The following is a 16,594-nucleotide window of genomic DNA, read 5'->3' on the forward strand; positions in this document are numbered from 1 at the left end:
GGCACCGGATTTCTCAATGACACACTTATCCCTCTGAGATAACACCCTTGAGCATTCAACCGAGTACTTATTCCCCCGACATCGCGGTGCCGACCGACAAACGTGTGTTCGGCGGCCGCGATCTGTTTTCCCTGTGGTTCTCCCTCGGCATCGGCCTGATGGTCCTGCAGACCGGCGCACTGCTCGCGCCAGGCCTGGGCCTGTCCGGCTCGCTGCTGGCGATCTTCCTCGGTACGCTGGTCGGCGTTCTACTGCTGGCTGCCGTCGGCGTGATCGGCAGCGACACCGGCCTGTCATCCATGGCCGCGCTCAAACTTAGCCTCGGCAGCAAAGGCGCCAGCCTGCCGGCGGTGCTGAACCTGCTGCAACTGATCGGTTGGGGCTCGTTCGAGATCATCGTCATGCGCGATGCCGCCAGTCTGTTGGGCGCCAAGGCCTTCAGCGACGGCAGCGTGCTGTCCAATCCAGTGCTGTGGACCCTGTTCTTCGGCGCGCTGGCGACCCTGTTGGCCGTCAGCGGTCCGTTGACCTTCGTGCGCCAGATCCTGCGTAAATGGGGCATCTGGCTGTTGCTGGCAGCGTGCATCTGGCTGACCTGGAACCTGTTCGCCAAAGCCGACCTGGCCGCCTTGTGGGCGCTGGCCGGTGACGGTTCGATGCCGTTCGCGGTGGGCTTCGACATCGCTATCGCGATGCCGCTGTCGTGGCTGCCACTGATTGCCGACTATTCGCGTTTCGGCAAGCGTGCGAAGAATGTCTTCGGCGGGACGGCGATTGGCTTCTTCATCGGTAATTTCTGGCTGATGAGCCTGGGCGTGGCCTACACCCTGGCGTTCGCGCCGAGCGGTGAAGTCAATGCCTTGCTACTGGCATTGGCGGGTGCGGGCCTGGGCATTCCGCTGCTGCTGATCCTGCTCGATGAGTCGGAAAACGCCTTTGCCGACATTCACTCGGCAGCCGTTTCCAGCGGGATCCTGTTGCGCCTGAAAGTCGAGCACCTGGCCTTGGCCATCGGCGTGATCTGCACCCTGATCGCCTTGCTGGCGCCACTGGCCCAGTACCAGAACTTCCTGCTGTTGATCGGATCGGTGTTTGCGCCGCTGTTCGGCGTGGTGCTGGTGGATCACTTCATCCTGCGCAAACGCAGTGGCCAAGTGGCGTCAGCCGCATTGCGCTGGCCGGCGCTGCTCGCCTGGTTGGGCGGGGTGAGCACCTATCATTTGCTGGCCAATCTGTATCCGGACATCGGCGCAACCCTGCCGGCGTTGATCCTGGCAGGGCTGCTGCAGCTGGTGCTGGGCCGGGCCTTCAGTTACGGCCGGGAAACAGCTCGGGCTTGATGATGCCATTCAGGCGAGGGTAGGGGATCTTCAGTTCGACATGGCCCAGTGCGTAAGGCGCGATGCTGCTGGTTTCGTACTTGAGGATCACCCCGCCGTAGGTCAGCGCCACGTTCTGGGTTTTCTGGAACGGCCAGCTCTTGACGAACTCCGGTTCCTGATCGAGCTTGGTGCTGATCAACCAGCTGTTGTGCGCCACCTGCGCGGCTTTCCAGAACGCCTCTTCCTGCCCGGGCACCAGCATGTCCGACAGTGTCAGCACTTTATGCTGCTGACGCGAGTAGTTGATGAACCCCCGACCCGGCGTGCCATGGGCGCCGCCGGTGTCCAGGTAGCTGGACAACTCGATGATCACCAGTCCGTCATGCTGCTCACGTACCTTGGCCTGCAGGTAAATGCTGTTGCGCGGACCTGCGGTGCGCAAAAACTGTTCGCGATAGGCCGCCAGCGTCGGCGCCACCGGGGCGTCGGGTGAGGTGCGGGTCATTTGCAGCAGGCGTTTTTCGATGATGCCGTCCAGTTCAGGCTCGGCGGGGAAGTGCAGGGTGTCGATGTTCACCAGCGGACAGTCCTGGTCCGTACAGCCTGGCTTGAGTTGCTCGGTGGCGTCGCGGGTGGTTTCCAGCGGCGCGCGATAGTTAGGCTGGAACAGGCTCTGGCAAGCGCCCAGGGTCAGGGCGAGAGCGGCCACGGAGGCAATTTTAAAAAGCGACATGGGCGTCCTTCATAAAACAGGGAAAGGCGAAAAGTTACCCGCTTCGACTGTCAACGGAGCAGTCAGTTCGCCACTAAGCTAATTAGAGTGGGTTTCGCCCTCACCGTCCATCTCGATGAAGGTAAAGGGGCTGCATCAAACCTCACGGGCGCGTTAGGATGGCGCGAAGTCGAGGTTGGAGCCTCGGTGTCAGATACGAGGATAGTCATGACTGATTTTGCCAAAGCCATTCCGACCGCCGTGGATATCGTTCGGCGCGAAAAGTGCTTCGAGGGTTTCTACAAGCTCGATCGCGTGCACTTGCGCCACGAACTGTTCGCCGGCGGCATGAGCCGCGAAATCAGCCGTGAACTGTTCGTGCGCCACGATGCGGTGTGCATGCTGCCCTACGACCCCCAGCGCGACGAAGTGGTGCTGATCGAGCAGTTTCGCGTCGGTGCCCTGGGCAAGACCGACAATCCATGGCTGATCGAACTGGTCGCTGGTCTGATCGACAAGGATGAGCAACCGGAAGAAGTTGCTCACCGCGAAGCGCAGGAGGAAGCTGGGCTTGTCATCGGGGCGCTGTGGCCGATGACCCAATATTTTCCATCGCCGGGCGGCAGCAACGAATTCGTGCATTTGTACCTGGGACGTTGCGATAGTAGTGGGGTAGGCGGCCTGCATGGGCTGGAGGAAGAGGCTGAAGATATCCGCGTCACGGTGTGGGCGTTCGAAGATGCCCTGCAAGCCGTACGCGACGGACGTATTGCCAACGCGGCCAGCATCATTGCCTTGCAATGGCTGGCACTGAACCGCGTTGAAGTGAGGGGGCTATGGTCGTAAACAAGCTGCGCGATCGCTATCGGGTGGACCTCGTGGGGCTACAGGCATCCTGCGAGGCGAACTACGCGCGCCTGATGCGATTGTTGCCGGACATGCGCAGCGAGCCGGCGGCGCGGCGTATCGCCGTGACCCATGGCGACCAGATGCTGGGCGTGCTGGCGCTGGAGGTGCTGCAGGTCTGTCCCTACACCACCACCCTGCAGGTGCGCCAGGAGCACAGTCTGCCATGGCTGCCGGTGCCGCAACTGGAAGTGCAGGTCTATCACGACGCGTGCATGGCCGAAGTGGTCAGCGCCGAACATGCACGGCGCTTTCGCGGCATCTATCCTTACCCGAACGCTTCGATGCATCAGCCCGACGAAAAGGCCCAGCTGAACATGTTTCTTGGCGAGTGGTTGAGTCATTGCCTGGCGTTGGGGCACGAGTACGAAGTGGTCCGTTGACGTTCTTGTGAACTGCGTCAGGTTCGCGGATTCCCCTTTTCGATCATCCCCCAGCATAATTGCGCCATCCTCCAACCCCGCGATCACGCCCTGGGAGAACGCCTTGCCGAGCGTATCCAACTTGACCACCGCCGATCCGGCGTTGCTGGTGCAACTCTCCGACAGTCACCTGTTCGCCGAAGCGGACGGGATGCTGCTGGGCATGAATACCCGTGACAGCCTGCAAAAAGTCATCGACTTGGTACGCGAGCAGCAACCTCGCATCGATCTGATCCTGGCCACCGGCGATTTGTCCCAGGACGGCACGCTCGAGTCATACCAGCAGTTTCGCGAGTTGACCCGACAGCTCGACGCGCCGGCGCGCTGGATTCCCGGCAATCACGACGAGCCGCGGATAATGGCCGAGGCCGCGGTGCAGAGCGCCTTGCTGGAGCCGGTGGTGGATGTTGGCAACTGGCGGGTCACCCTGCTCGATTCGGCCGTGCCGGGCTCGGTACCGGGGTATTTGCAGGATGAACAGTTGCAGTTGTTGGCCCGTTCCTTGAGCGAAGCGCCGGAGCGGCACCATCTGGTGTGCCTGCACCATCACCCGGTATCGATCGGCTGTGCGTGGATGGAGCCGATCGGTCTGCGCAATCCTGAAGCGTTTTTTGAAGTCCTGGATCGTTTTCCACAGGTGCGTGCCGTGCTGTGGGGGCATGTGCATCAGGAAATCGATCAATTGAGTAACGGCGTGCGTCTGATCGCCTCGCCATCGACCTGCATTCAGTTCGAACCGGGCAGCGAAGACTTCAAGGTCGGGGCGCAGGCGCCGGGGTATCGCTGGTTGCGTTTATTGCCGGATGGGCGGCTGGAAACCGGTGTGGAACGCCTGACCGGGTTCGACTTTCAGGTCGATTACGGCTCCAACGGCTACTAACCCATCCCTTGTAGGAGCTGGCTTGCCAGCGAAGAGGCCGTCACGATCAACATCAATGTTGTTTGATAATCCGCTTTCGCTGGCAAGCCAGCTCCTACAGGCATCGCATTTCATCGGCACCCAACGTGCCAAAGTCCCTGTAAACTCCGCCTCTTTACCCGAAGCTCAGGGAGTTCAAATGTCCGGCTCGATCCTTTATATCCACGGTTTCAACAGCGCGCCTGCGTCGAAAAAGGCCACCCAGTTGAGCGAAGTGATGGAACGCCTGGGCTTGAGCGACCAATTGCGTGTGCCGGCCCTGCATCACCACCCCCGCGAGGCCATCGGTCAGCTGGAGCAGGCGATTGAAGCGCTCGGACGGCCACTGCTGGTCGGCAGCTCGCTCGGCGGCTACTATGCGACTCACCTGGCCGAGCGCCATGGCTTGAAAGCCCTGTTGATCAACCCTGCCGTCAGTCCGCACCGGATGTTTGACGGGTTCCTGGGTACACAGAAGAACCTGTATACCGACGAGACCTGGGAAATGACCCACGACCATGTGACGGCCCTCGCCGAGCTGGAAGTGCCGGCACCCCAGGACCCGCAGCGCTATCAGGTATGGTTGCAGACCGGTGACGAAACACTGGACTATCGCCTCGCCCAACAGTATTACCGGGCCTGTGCCTTGCGCATCCAGGCCGGTGGCGACCATGGTTTCCAGGGTTTTGCCGAGCAGCTTCCGGCGATGCTGAGTTTTGCCGGCATTGGCGCAGATTTGTATCAGGCGATTGATTTCACCGCGCTGTGAAACCTTGCCCCTATTTTCAATGAAAGACTGACGACGAGACCCCATGGCCACTCCCAGCGCTAGCTCTTATAACGCCGACGCCATCGAAGTCCTCTCGGGCCTCGACCCGGTGCGCAAACGCCCCGGCATGTACACCGACACCAGTCGGCCGAACCACCTCGCCCAGGAAGTCATCGACAACAGTGTCGACGAAGCCTTGGCCGGGCATGCCAAATCGGTGCAGGTCATCCTCCACGCCGATCACTCGCTGGAAGTCAGCGATGACGGCCGTGGCATGCCAGTGGACATTCACCCCGAAGAAGGCGTTTCCGGGGTCGAACTGATCCTCACCAAGCTTCACGCGGGTGGCAAGTTTTCCAACAAGAACTACCAGTTCTCCGGCGGTCTGCACGGGGTGGGTATTTCGGTGGTCAACGCCTTGTCGACCGAAGTCCGGGTGCGTGTAAAACGTGACGGCAACGAATACCAGATGACCTTCGCCGACGGTTTCAAGAAAACCGAGCTGGAAATCCTCGGTACGGTCGGCAAACGCAATACCGGCACCAGCGTGTTCTTCGCGCCGGACCCGAAATACTTCGATTCACCGAAATTCTCCATCAGCCGCCTCAAGCACGTGCTCAAGGCCAAGGCCGTCCTGTGCCCGGGGCTGCTGGTCAGTTTTGAAGACAAGGCCAGCGGCGAGAAAGTCGAATGGCATTACGAAGACGGCCTGCGTTCCTATCTGGTCGACGCGGTCAGCGAATTCGAGCGCCTGCCGGACGAGCCGTTCTGCGGCAGCCTGGCCGGTAACAAGGAAGCCGTGGACTGGGCGCTGCTGTGGCTGCCGGAAGGTGGCGACGCGGTGCAGGAAAGCTACGTCAACCTGATCCCGACCGCCCAGGGCGGTACCCACGTCAACGGTTTGCGCCAAGGCCTGCTCGACGCCATGCGCGAGTTCTGCGAATTCCGCAGCCTGTTGCCACGCGGCGTGAAGCTGGCGCCGGAAGACGTCTGGGAACGCATCGCTTTTGTGCTGTCGATGAAAATGCAGGAGCCGCAGTTCTCCGGCCAGACCAAGGAACGCCTGTCGTCCCGTGAAGCGGCGGCGTTCGTCTCCGGTGTAGTCAAGGATGCGTTCAGCCTGTGGCTCAACGCGCACCCGGAAACCGGCCTGGCGCTGGCGGAACTGGCGATCAACAACGCTGGTCGTCGCCTCAAGGCCAGCAAGAAGGTCGAGCGCAAGCGCATCACCCAGGGGCCGGCGTTGCCGGGCAAGCTCGCCGACTGCGCCGGGCAGGACCCGATGCGTTCCGAGCTGTTCCTGGTGGAAGGTGATTCCGCCGGTGGTTCTGCCAAGCAGGCGCGGGACAAAGAGTTCCAGGCGATCCTGCCGTTGCGCGGCAAGATCCTCAATACCTGGGAAGTCGACGGCAGCGAAGTGCTGGCCAGCCAGGAAGTGCACAACATTGCCGTGGCCATCGGTGTCGATCCGGGTGCCGCGGACATGAGCCAGTTGCGCTACGGCAAGATCTGCATCCTCGCCGACGCCGACTCCGACGGCCTGCACATTGCGACCCTGCTCTGCGCGCTGTTCGTCCAGCATTTCCGCCCGCTGGTGGATGCCGGTCACGTCTACGTCGCCATGCCGCCGCTGTACCGCATCGACCTGGGCAAAGAGATCTACTACGCCCTCGACGAAGCCGAGCGCGATGGCATTCTCGATCGCCTGGTGGCCGAGAAGAAGCGCGGCAAGCCGCAGGTCACCCGATTCAAGGGCCTGGGTGAAATGAACCCGCCGCAGCTGCGCGAAACCACCATGGACCCGAACACCCGGCGCCTGGTGCAACTGACCCTGGGCGATAATTTCGACGCGACCTCGGAAATGATGGACATGCTGCTGGCGAAAAAACGCGCCGGCGACCGCAAGACCTGGCTGGAGTCCAAGGGCAACCTGGCGGAGGTGCTGGGCTGATGCGGCTGGGCTTTGCCCTGGCGTGTGCGTTGCTGCTGACCTCGATGACGGTGTCTGCCAAGCCGACACCGCAGCTGCGCCTGTTGTCCGAGCACGCCGTGGACGGCATGCGCGGCGGCAACCTGTCCGGGCTGGCCCAGTGCGGCACGGAGTTGTGGACGGTCTCCGACCGCGACGACGACCAGATCTACCGCCTCGAGACGGGCGCGGGTGTCTGGCGTGCGGAAGCGGTGGGCATCGGCGTGCCGCCCGTGCCGGAAAGCGGCTTGCCCTGGGGCCTGCGTTCGCGGGCCTGGGTGTCGTCGTTCGTGCGTGGCGGTGACCTTGATTTCGAAGGCATCACCTGCGACAGCGTCGGCAATCGCTACGTGGTCAGCGAGTCCCATGCGGCGGTGCTGCAGATTCCGCCAACCGGGCCAACCTTCTGGCTGAAGATTTCGCCGCTCATGGTTCGCGAGGCGCGGGCCAGCGGTATGTTGCTGCGCTTTAATGCATTGTTCGAAGGCCTGGCGATCAATCCGCAAGGTGACCAGTTGTGGTTGGCTGCCGAGCGCGAGAGCCGCGGTTTGCTGCTGGTCAAGCGCAAGCAGACCGTCTGGGACTGCGATGGCGGCTGTGTGCTGCTGAGCGAAGGCGCAAAGGAGATGCAACCGGCACAATTTCCCAGCGCCAGGCCGATGCCCCGGGATTTTGCCGACCTGTCATGGTTCGACGGCAAGCTGTTTACCCTCGAGCGCAATGCGTACCAGATTTGCCGTCGTGATGCGGTGACAGCCAAGGTCGAGCGCTGCTGGTCGTTTGCCGATGAGGCGTTGCAGGAAAATCGTCGTTATCCCCAGGACTTTGCCCTGACGGAAGCCTTGATCGTGGACGCCGAGGGCGCCTGGATCGGCATCGACAACAACACCGGCGCCCGCGCCGATGGCGAGGTCCGTCCGATCGTCTGGCGCTTTGCTGTACCTGAAGGTGGCTGGAGTGCCAAGTCATGAGCCAGCAAACGCCGGGCAAACGTGCCGGTCGGGTATTGATGGTACTGGCCTGGTGCGCCGCTTTGTTTCTGGCGACGCGGTTTTTCGGCCAGTGGGAAGAGCGTCAGCAAAATCCGAATGTGGTCGTCAGCTCGGAACGCGGCGAGGGTTTCGTCGAGGTGAAACTGGTCAGCAATGGCCAGGGGCATTTCGTTGCCAGCGGCCATATCAATGGCCAGCCGGTGAATTTCATGCTCGATACCGGGGCGACCGATGTGGCGATCCCGGCGCAAATGGCCGAACGGCTGAAACTGGAACAAGGCTTCGGGGTGACCCTGAGCACCGCCAACGGTCGCACCGAGGGTTATCGAACCCGGGTCGACCGGCTGCAACTGGGCGACATTGTGTTGCGTGATGTGCGCGCCATCGTCGTGCCAGGCCTGGATGGCGAGCAAGTGCTGCTCGGTATGAGCGCGCTGAACAAACTTGAATTTACCCAGCGCGGTGGCACCATGCTGCTGCGCCAGACAACGAACCGATGAGGCCCGCATGAGCGACTCCCTTGATCTCAGCCTGGACGGTGTAGAACGCCGGTCACTGGCTGACTTCACCGAAAATGCCTACCTCAACTACTCCATGTACGTGATCATGGACCGTGCCTTGCCGCATATCGGCGACGGCCTGAAACCGGTACAGCGCCGCATCATTTATGCGATGAGCGAGTTGGGGCTGGACGCCGATTCCAAGCACAAGAAATCGGCGCGTACCGTCGGTGACGTGCTCGGTAAATTCCACCCCCACGGCGACTCGGCCTGTTACGAAGCCATGGTCCTGATGGCCCAGCCGTTCAGCTATCGCTATACGCTGGTGGACGGTCAGGGTAACTGGGGTGCGCCGGACGATCCCAAGTCCTTCGCCGCCATGCGTTACACCGAGGCACGGTTGTCGCGTTACTCCGAAGTGCTGCTCAGCGAACTGGGCCAGGGCACGGCGGACTGGGGCCCGAACTTCGACGGCACCCTCGACGAACCGCTGGTGTTGCCGGCACGTTTGCCGAATATCCTCCTCAACGGCACCACGGGTATCGCCGTGGGCATGGCCACCGACGTGCCGCCGCACAACCTGCGCGAAGTCGCCAGCGCCTGCGTGCGTTTGCTCGACGAGCCCAAGGCCACGGTCGAACAGCTCTGTGAACACATCCAGGGTCCGGATTACCCGACCGAAGCGGAAATCATCACGCCGCGCGCCGACCTGCTGAAAATCTACGAGACCGGCCGCGGTTCGGTGCGCATGCGCGCCGTTTATCACATTGAAGACGGCGACATCATCGTCACCGCGCTGCCACATCAGGTTTCCGGCGCCAAGGTGTTGGAACAGATCGCGGCGATGATGCAGGCCAAACCCTCGAAAGCTCCGCAAATCGCCGATTTGCGCGACGAGTCGGACCACGAGAACCCGTGCCGGATCGTGATTATTCCGGGCGCCCGGAAAAACTTTGACCACGATGCGTTGATGCAGCACCTGTTCGCCAGCACCGAGCTGGAGTCGAGCTACCGGGTCAACATCAACATCATCGGCCTGGACGGCAAGCCGCAGCTGAAAAACCTGCGGGCCCTGCTGGTCGAGTGGCTGGAATTCCGGGTCCGGACCGTACGCCGCCGCCTGCAATTCCGCCTGGACAAGGTCGAGCGTCGCCTGCACCTGTTGGACGGTTTGTTGATCGCTTACCTCAACCTGGATGAAGTGATCCACATCATCCGTACCGAGGAGCAGCCCAAAGCCGCGCTGATCGAGCGTTTCGCCCTGAGCGAAATCCAGGCCGACTACATCCTCGACACGCGTTTGCGCCAATTGGCGCGACTGGAAGAAATGAAGCTGCGTTCCCAGCAGGACGAACTGCTCAAGGAACAAGCCAAGCTGCAAGCCCTGCTGAGCAGCGAAGCCAAGCTGAAGAAGCTGGTACGCACCGAGCTGATCAAGGATGCCGAGACCTATGGCGACGACCGTCGCTCACCAATCGTCGAGCGCGCCGAAGCCAAGGCGCTGACCGAACACGATCTGCTGCCGAACGAAAAAGTCACTGTCGTGCTGTCGGAAAAAGGCTGGGTGCGCTCCGCCAAAGGCCATGACATCGACGCTACTGGGCTTTCCTACAAGGCCGGGGATGGTTTCAAGGCCCTGGCGGCAGGGCGTTCCAACCAGTTTGCGGTGTTCATCGACTCCACCGGGCGCAGTTACTCGGTGGCGGCACACACCTTGCCTTCGGCCCGTGGCCAGGGCGAGCCACTGACCGGCCGTCTGACGCCGCCGCCAGGGGCGAGTTTCGAATGCGTGCTGATGCCCGAAGACGATGCGCTGTACGTCATCGCCTCGGACGCCGGTTACGGTTTCGTGGTCAAGGGTGAAGACCTGCAGGCCAAGAACAAGGCGGGCAAGGCCCTGCTGAGCCTGCCGAACAACGCCAAGGTGATCCTGCCGCGTCCGGTGGCCGATCGTGAGCATAACTGGTTGGCTTCGGTGACCACCGAAGGTCGCCTGCTGATCTTCAAGATCAGCGATCTGCCACAATTAGGTAAGGGCAAAGGCAACAAGATCATCGGGATTCCCGGTGAGCGTGTGGCCAGTCGCGAAGAATATGTCACGGACATCGCCGTTGTGCCGGAGGGCGCCACTTTGGTGCTGCAGGCCGGAAAACGTACCTTGTCACTGAAAGCGGACGACCTCGAGCACTACAAGGGTGAGCGTGGTCGTCGTGGGAACAAACTGCCACGTGGCTTCCAGCGGGTAGATGCGCTGTTCGTCGAAAACCTCAATTAAGCGTCCTAGAGGCCTCGATCTACGATTTAACGCGTAGATCGACGCTTTGGCGCTGGAGTCGGAACGCATATTCACGGATGATATGGCCTTTCAAGCGCCGGCGTGGCCGAGCGTTCTTCATATTTATTGAGTATTTTCACTGTGATTAGCCTTGTGGCAATCACCTGGATGGGACGATGACTGCTCTGCGCCTTCCTTTTATTTTGATGCTCGCCGGCGTACTTGGCCTGGCGGGTTGCAGCGTTCACCAGCCGGTGTCGCTGTATCAACTGGACAGCGGAAGTCCGGTTCAGCCTGCGCAAAGCGCGGGCATGGCGGTTTTGTTGGGCCCGGTAACCGTGGCGGACTACCTGCAGCGCGAAACCCTGTTGCAGCGTCAGCCCGATGGCAGCCTGCAAGCCTCGGCCGACGGCCGTTGGGCTGGCAGCCTTTCTTCCGACATCGACCAGCTGTTGCTGCGTCAGGTGGCTGGCCACCTGGACAGCCAGCGTGTCGTGCTGGCGCCTGCGACCACAGGCTTCACGCCGGATGTCCAGGTGCTGTTGACCATCACGCGCCTGGATTCGGGGAAGTCGCAACCGGCGATTCTCGATGCGCAATGGCGTTTGATCGACCGTCGTGGCCAGGTGCGCGATAACCGCATCATTCACCTGCAGGAACAGCACGCCGGCAACACGGCGGCTCAGGTCCAGGCACAGGGTGTATTGCTGCAGAAGCTCGCTGAACAGCTCTCGGTAGCGCTCAAGCCGCTGGCCAACCAGCCACCGATTGCCGAAGCACCACGCAAGCCGGCAGCCAAGCCTGCAGCACCTGCGGCGGAGCAGGAAAAACAGCCGAAGATCCCGATGGCTGCGCCGATTCGTACGGATATGGAAGTGTTTCGCTTCTAATGCTCGATGGATTGGAAACAAGGCCCGCGTTGATGCGGGTCTTGTTGTTTCTGCCGGTTGGAGATCTCTAGTGCCTGTCCCGGCCTCTTCGCGGGCAAGCCCGCTCCTACAGTGATTGATGTCGTACACAAGACCTGCGTTCGGCATGGAACCCTGTAGGAGCGGGCTTGCCAGCGATAGCGAAAGGACAGGCAACAAAAAAGCCCGCAGACGATCACTCGCCTGCGGGCTTATGCATGACAGGGCTTTTACGCCCGACGTTCGTGCATCCGCGCCAGCTGTCGTTCCAGCATCGACGGATAAGGCTCCATCAGCCGCTCCACGCAGCAGGCGCCTTCAGGGCTTGCAATCGGGCGGATCCGTGCGCGCTGGCGGATCAGCGCATCGTCACTGATCTTGCGCTCCACCAGCAGCAGGTTGCGGCTGTGTTGCGACAGGGCCAGGGCATCCTGCGCGGCGTCGGTCAGCAACAGGTCGATCTGGCTCAGGCCGAACAGCTCCTCGCCCAGAGTCAGGCCCAGCTGCAATTGCAAGGTGATGCCGCTGTCGGCGACTTCGATCTGCAATTGATGCCCCAGCGCTCGCAGCAGCTCACCACAGCAGATGGCGTTGGTCAGGTAATCGTCGCCACTGTCTTCGGCGTGGAACAGCATCAGGGTGCTGCCATCGTTCAGGGTGTGCAGTTCGCTCTGGTAGAGCGAGGCCGCCTGGTCGAGGCAGTCGCGGTAGCGCTTGAGCAGTTCTTCCAGGCGTGTCCGCGGCAGGCGTCGCAACTGTTCCTGTGAGCCCAGCTGTACGGCCAGCACGGCGCTGTGCTGCGGCACGTTGGAAGCTACGGGTTTGGCCAGCGGTTTCGCCACACTGTCTGGCGCATCATCGAGCAAGTCTGCGAACGCATCGTCATCGTCATCGTCTTCAACGGTGCTGACGACACGCCGTGGCGCGGCTTTCATCGCGGCCATCGGGCGACTTTCATCGAAACTCGGATCACGCAGGTTGCGCACTTCGAAGCCCGGTTCGCCGTCGTCGACATCGTCGTATTCGGGTTCCGGCTCGGGTTCCGGTTCGGCCGGTTCCGGCGCAAAGTCGGCGTGCAGCTGGCGCGCCAGGTCGCCGATCTCGTCATTACGCTCGGTGGCCGGGGTGTATTCGTCGATGTTGCGCAGCCACACCCGCAATTGCAGCAGCGGCGTGGACAGGTATCGACCCATGCGCAGGCTCAAGGCCAGGGACAGGGCCAGCAGGATCGCGCTCAAGATGCCCATGCTTTGCAGGCTGATGGTCATCGGCTGCTGGAACTGATCCATGTCCAGGCTGATGCGCAGCTGACCGGCGGTCACATCCTGGAACGTGATTTTGCTCTGGTACATGCCCTCGGCTTCGCCCAACAAACCATGCTTGGGACGCTGGCCGGCTTCGGCGAGGATGCGGTTGTCCACGCTGTAGATGGCGGCGTGGGCCACCAGCTTGTTCTTGGTCAGGTTGTTGAGCAGCACGTTGAGGCTGAGGATGTCGTTGGACACCAGCAGCTCGGTGGCCGAGGTGGCCGTCTGCATTGTCAGGCTTTCACCCAACGCATCCGCCTGCTCGTGCATGGCCTGCTTGAACTGCAAACCCATCACACAGGCGTAGATCACCAGGGCCAGAGCGACCAGGATCACGTTATGGCTGGCAATGCGCAATGCAATCGGTACACGGCGGTGGCGCAGTGCACGGAAGATCAGCAGGAAGAAGTTATCGGTTTTTACTGGCGTGGGCCGGTTCACTTGAGCTCGGCTCTTTTGTCCGTGAAGTTGACGCGCAGTATAGCGACAGGCCCTAGGCCGTCAAAGCGCTCACGGTGCCCGATGGTCACTGAATGTGGGTAGAATGCGGTTTTTTCCACCTGCGGGGGTGCGCCTTGCGCGAAATCGTCCTGATAAACATCACGGGAGTCGACCGTCCGGGTCTGACTGCGGCCATTACCGGCGTTCTGGCCCAGGGTGGTGTGAACATTCTCGACATCGGTCAGGCGGTGATCCACGACACCCTGTCGTTCGGCATCCTGGTTGAAATTCCTGATACCGAACAAGGCAAGTCGGTGCTCAAGGACATCCTGTTCAAGGGCTATGAGCTTGATCAACAAGTGCGTTTCACGCCGGTGTCCGAAGAGGATTACCAGCAGTGGGTCGGCAACCAGGGCAAAAAACGCCACATCGTGACCCTGCTGACGCGCAAGGTCACCGCCGGGCAATTGCAGGCCGTGAGTTCGATTACCGCTAAATATGGTCTGAACATCGACCATATCGATCGCCTGTCCGGGCGCATGCCGCTGGACACCCCGGCTGATAAAGGCAAGGGCTGCATCGAGTTTTCCGTGCGTGGTGAGGCGGCTGATCCGCAGGCGCTGCGGGCCGAATTCCTCAGCGTCGCCCAGGAACTGAACGTCGACATCGCCTTCCAGGAAGATTCGCTGTTCCGTCGTAATCGCCGCCTGGCTGTGTTCGACATGGACTCGACCCTGATTGAAGCCGAAGTCATCGACGAGCTGGCCAAGGCGGCCGGTGTGGGCGACAAGGTGTCGGAAATTACCGAGCGGGCGATGGCCGGTGAACTGGACTTCCGCGCCAGCTTCAAGGAGCGCCTGGCGTTGCTCAAGGGGCTGGATGTCGGCGTGCTGGACTCGATCGGCGCCTCGCTGCGCCTGACCGAAGGCGCTGAAACCCTGTTCGCCGAACTCAAGCGCCTGGGTTACAAGACCGCCATCCTGTCGGGCGGCTTCACCTACTTCGCCAAGCAATTGCAGGCCAAGCTGGGTATCGACTATGTGTTCGCCAACGAACTGGAAGTGGTCGACGGCAAGGTGACCGGCGTGGCGGTCGAGCCGATTGTCGATGCTCAGCGCAAAGCGGATCTGCTGAAAGAACTGGCACACAAGGAAGGTTTGCGTCTGGAGCAGACCATTGCGGTCGGCGACGGTGCCAATGACTTGCCGATGCTGGCGATTGCCGGGTTGGGCGTGGCGTTCCGGGCCAAACCGCTGGTCAAGCAGTCGGCGAAACAGGCGATTTCCACCCTTGGGCTGGATGGCGTGCTGTATCTGCTGGGCTTTCGCGATCGCGACGGACAACTCTAACAGCACCGCAAATCCACTGTAGGAGCTGGCTTGCCAGCGATGGGGACCTCAAGGACGCCATCGCCAGCAAGCCGGCTCCTACAGATTTGGGCTGCGCACTTATGCCTTCGGCAGCCCCATACCCTGACCCATCCGCACCGGCGAACCGGCCAGCAACTCTGCATCCCACTGCACTTGATCCGGCCCGAACAGCACGACAGCGGTCGAACCCAGTTTGAAGCGGCCCAGCTCCGCACCTTTTTCCAGGTGGATCGGCGCGCGCGCGGTTTCGTCGTAGCGGAAGGTTTTCAGCTCGCGTTTCGGCGGCGTCACCAGCCCGGCCCACACGGTTTCAATCGAGGCCACGATCATCGCGCCCACCAGCACCACCGCCATCGGCCCGCGCTCGGTGTCGAAAATGCACGCTACGCGCTCATTGCGGGCAAACAGTTCCGGAACGTTTTCAGCGGTGGTCTGGTTGACCGAGAACAGCCGGCCCGGGATGTAGACCATCTCGCGCAGGGTGCCGGCCAGCGGCATGTGCACGCGGTGATAGTCCTTCGGCGACAGGTAGATGGTCGCGAAATCACCGCCCATGAACGGCGCAGCATTCGCCGCATCGCCACCCAGCAGTTCCAGCACGCTGAAGCTGTGGCCCTTGGCCTGGAACACACGACCGTGTTCTATCGGGCCGAGCTGGCTGACCGCGCCGTCGGCCGGGCTGAGGATGGCACCCGGGGTCTCGTCCAGCGGACGGGCACCGTCTTTCAATGCGCGGGTGAAAAACGCGTTGAAGTGCTCGTAGGCGGTGAGGTCTTCGACCAGCGCCTCGGACATGTTCACCTGGTAACGCTTGGCGAACCACGCGGTGAACGCATTCTTGAACCAGCGCACGCGGCATTCGGCGATGCAGCCGGCCAGTCGCGAGAGCAGGTTGTGGGGCAGCAGGTATTGGCTGACGATAAACAGACGCTTGTTCATTAACTGTCCTTAAAAACCTTAAATCTCTACGGGCGTGTCGGGGTGGTTGCCCCATTCGCCCCAGGAGCCGGCGTAGCCTTTGACCCGCGGATAACCGAGAGCCTTGGCCACCAGATAGGTGAAGCCAGATCGATGGTGAGTCTGGCAGTGGGTAATCACTTCTTTGTCGGGCGTAATGCCGAGCTGTTCGAGGATCTGCGGCATGTCGCTGCGGATGCGCAGCTGGCGAGACTTGTCCATGCCGGCGGTCCATTCGAAATTGACCGCGCCAGGGATGTGCCCGGCCTTGGCCGCGAGGACTTTCTCGCCGGAATACTCCAGCGGCCCGCGCGCATCCCAGATCGCCAGGTCGGCAGCGCCGAGACGGCTTTGCAGGTACTCGCGGGTGGCGATGGGTTCGTCGTGCAGGGTCAACGCGACCGGGCCGCCTGCAGGAGCGGGGACCTGGATCGACATGGGCATGCCTTCAGCCAGCCAGGCCGTCAGGCCGCCGTCGAGATAGTGGTATTGGCTGTGGCCAATGACATCCAGCAGCCAGATAAAGCGCCCGGCCCAACCGCCGCCTTCGTCGTCATAGACCACATAGACGGCATCGGGGTTGTGTCCCAGCTCACCGAACAATGCTTCGAGCGCCGCTTGCGGCGGCATCAGCCCCGGCGCGGGTGCCTGGCCGAGTTGTGTGCGTTTCGGATCGACAAACCGCGCACCGGGAATATGCCCTTCGGTGTAGCGGGCATGGCTGGTCAGGTCCACCAGGATCAGTTGGCGGGCTTCGAGGCGAGGGAGCAAGTCGCTCGGCTCGATCACCAGCGGCAAGCCAGAGAAGTCAGACATGTGAGGTCTCCAGGGCACAAAAGGGAGGAT

The 16,594-nt window shown here is 61.7% G+C and carries 15 protein-coding genes; 11 read left to right on the forward strand and 4 right to left on the reverse strand.

Annotation, left to right across the window (positions count from 1 at the left end; translation table 11 throughout):
- Positions 1–47 precede the first annotated feature (47 nt).
- Entirely contained in the window at positions 48–1,340 is a 1,293-nt protein-coding gene (gene cytX / locus SOP85_RS09090) for a putative hydroxymethylpyrimidine transporter CytX (protein WP_323626740.1), read from the forward strand.
- On the opposite strand, the gene SOP85_RS09095 is transcribed toward cytX, so the two are convergent.
- Complete coding sequence (locus SOP85_RS09095) at positions 1,309–2,055, reverse strand: RsiV family protein (protein ID WP_323608915.1); 747 nt, start codon at positions 2,053–2,055, stop codon at positions 1,309–1,311. The two genes, cytX and SOP85_RS09095, sit on opposite strands and share 32 nt — an antisense overlap.
- 207 nt (positions 2,056–2,262) lie before the next feature.
- On the opposite strand from SOP85_RS09095, the gene SOP85_RS09100 reads away from it, so the two are divergent.
- The 9 genes from SOP85_RS09100 (at position 2,263) to SOP85_RS09140 (ending at position 11,655) form a co-directional block, all read left to right on the forward strand.
- The gene (locus tag SOP85_RS09100; RefSeq protein WP_323626742.1) at positions 2,263–2,880 is read left to right on the forward strand and encodes an NUDIX domain-containing protein; all 618 of its coding nucleotides are present in this window, start codon (positions 2,263–2,265) and stop codon (positions 2,878–2,880) included.
- Positions 2,871–3,323 (forward strand): DUF1249 domain-containing protein, encoded by a 453-nt coding sequence (locus tag SOP85_RS09105; RefSeq protein WP_008063540.1) that lies wholly within the window; start codon positions 2,871–2,873, stop codon positions 3,321–3,323. Before SOP85_RS09100 ends, SOP85_RS09105 begins: the two co-directional genes overlap by 10 nt.
- Before the next feature lie 103 nt (positions 3,324–3,426).
- Positions 3,427–4,242: a 3',5'-cyclic-AMP phosphodiesterase gene (gene cpdA, locus SOP85_RS09110; RefSeq protein WP_323626743.1), complete on the forward strand. Its 816-nt coding sequence runs from the start codon at positions 3,427–3,429 to the stop codon at positions 4,240–4,242.
- 178 nt (positions 4,243–4,420) lie between these two features.
- Positions 4,421–5,029 carry a YqiA/YcfP family alpha/beta fold hydrolase gene (locus SOP85_RS09115; RefSeq protein WP_323626744.1) on the forward strand — a complete coding sequence of 203 codons (609 nt, stop codon included), beginning with the start codon at positions 4,421–4,423 and terminating at the stop codon, positions 5,027–5,029.
- Between the two features lie 43 nt (positions 5,030–5,072).
- Positions 5,073–6,980, forward strand: a complete 1,908-nt coding sequence (gene parE / locus SOP85_RS09120) for a DNA topoisomerase IV subunit B (protein WP_274076780.1) — start codon at positions 5,073–5,075, stop codon at positions 6,978–6,980.
- On the forward strand, positions 6,980–7,969 hold the full coding sequence (locus SOP85_RS09125; RefSeq protein ID WP_323626745.1) for an esterase-like activity of phytase family protein: 990 nt from the start codon (positions 6,980–6,982) through the stop codon (positions 7,967–7,969). The genes parE and SOP85_RS09125 overlap by 1 nt, the downstream gene beginning before the upstream one ends.
- Entirely contained in the window at positions 7,966–8,490 is a 525-nt protein-coding gene (locus tag SOP85_RS09130) for a retropepsin-like aspartic protease family protein (RefSeq protein ID WP_046819858.1), read from the forward strand. Before SOP85_RS09125 ends, SOP85_RS09130 begins: the two co-directional genes overlap by 4 nt.
- A 7-nt stretch (positions 8,491–8,497) precedes the next feature.
- The gene (parC, locus tag SOP85_RS09135; protein ID WP_323626746.1) at positions 8,498–10,765 is read left to right on the forward strand and encodes a DNA topoisomerase IV subunit A; all 2,268 of its coding nucleotides are present in this window, start codon (positions 8,498–8,500) and stop codon (positions 10,763–10,765) included.
- 176 nt (positions 10,766–10,941) lie between these two features.
- Positions 10,942–11,655, forward strand: coding sequence for a PqiC family protein (locus SOP85_RS09140; protein ID WP_274076783.1), 714 nt, complete (start codon positions 10,942–10,944; stop codon positions 11,653–11,655).
- Positions 11,656–11,903: 248 nt separating this feature from the next.
- Here SOP85_RS09140 and SOP85_RS09145 read toward each other — a convergent pair whose 3' ends face one another.
- The gene (locus SOP85_RS09145; protein ID WP_323626747.1) at positions 11,904–13,421 is read right to left on the reverse strand and encodes an AhpA/YtjB family protein; all 1,518 of its coding nucleotides are present in this window, start codon (positions 13,419–13,421) and stop codon (positions 11,904–11,906) included.
- Between the two features lie 134 nt (positions 13,422–13,555).
- Between SOP85_RS09145 and serB the strand changes: the two genes are divergently transcribed.
- On the forward strand, positions 13,556–14,770 hold the full coding sequence (gene serB, locus SOP85_RS09150) for a phosphoserine phosphatase SerB (RefSeq protein WP_095192149.1): 1,215 nt from the start codon (positions 13,556–13,558) through the stop codon (positions 14,768–14,770).
- A gap of 99 nt (positions 14,771–14,869) precedes the next feature.
- Here serB and asd read toward each other — a convergent pair whose 3' ends face one another.
- Together asd and rhdA are read right to left on the reverse strand one after the other, a co-directional pair.
- Entirely contained in the window at positions 14,870–15,730 is an 861-nt protein-coding gene (gene asd / locus SOP85_RS09155) for an archaetidylserine decarboxylase (protein ID WP_274076785.1), read from the reverse strand.
- An 18-nt stretch (positions 15,731–15,748) separates the two neighbouring features.
- A complete protein-coding gene (gene rhdA / locus SOP85_RS09160) occupies positions 15,749–16,564 on the reverse strand; it encodes a thiosulfate sulfurtransferase (protein WP_323607464.1) in 816 nt (271 codons plus the stop codon).
- Between the last annotated feature and the right edge of the window lie 30 nt (positions 16,565–16,594).

This window comes from Pseudomonas sp. YuFO20 (genome assembly GCF_035064975.1).
GTDB lineage: Bacteria > Pseudomonadota > Gammaproteobacteria > Pseudomonadales > Pseudomonadaceae > Aquipseudomonas > Aquipseudomonas putida_AE.

Excerpts from the sequence above, each read along its gene's own strand:
- SOP85_RS09125 (WP_323626745.1), top strand. The coding sequence starts at position 6,980 with ATGCGGCTGGGCTTTGCCCTGGCGTGTGCGTTGCTGCTGACCTCGATG.
- parC (WP_323626746.1), top strand. The coding sequence starts at position 8,498 with ATGAGCGACTCCCTTGATCTCAGCCTGGACGGTGTAGAACGCCGGTCA.
- SOP85_RS09095 (WP_323608915.1), bottom strand. The coding sequence starts at position 2,055 with ATGTCGCTTTTTAAAATTGCCTCCGTGGCCGCTCTCGCCCTGACCCTG.
- parE (WP_274076780.1), top strand. The coding sequence starts at position 5,073 with ATGGCCACTCCCAGCGCTAGCTCTTATAACGCCGACGCCATCGAAGTC.
- SOP85_RS09115 (WP_323626744.1), top strand. The coding sequence starts at position 4,421 with ATGTCCGGCTCGATCCTTTATATCCACGGTTTCAACAGCGCGCCTGCG.
- rhdA (WP_323607464.1), bottom strand. The coding sequence starts at position 16,564 with ATGTCTGACTTCTCTGGCTTGCCGCTGGTGATCGAGCCGAGCGACTTG.
- asd (WP_274076785.1), bottom strand. The coding sequence starts at position 15,730 with ATGAACAAGCGTCTGTTTATCGTCAGCCAATACCTGCTGCCCCACAAC.
- SOP85_RS09130 (WP_046819858.1), top strand. The coding sequence starts at position 7,966 with ATGAGCCAGCAAACGCCGGGCAAACGTGCCGGTCGGGTATTGATGGTA.
- SOP85_RS09105 (WP_008063540.1), top strand. The coding sequence starts at position 2,871 with ATGGTCGTAAACAAGCTGCGCGATCGCTATCGGGTGGACCTCGTGGGG.
- SOP85_RS09140 (WP_274076783.1), top strand. The coding sequence starts at position 10,942 with ATGACTGCTCTGCGCCTTCCTTTTATTTTGATGCTCGCCGGCGTACTT.
- SOP85_RS09100 (WP_323626742.1), top strand. The coding sequence starts at position 2,263 with ATGACTGATTTTGCCAAAGCCATTCCGACCGCCGTGGATATCGTTCGG.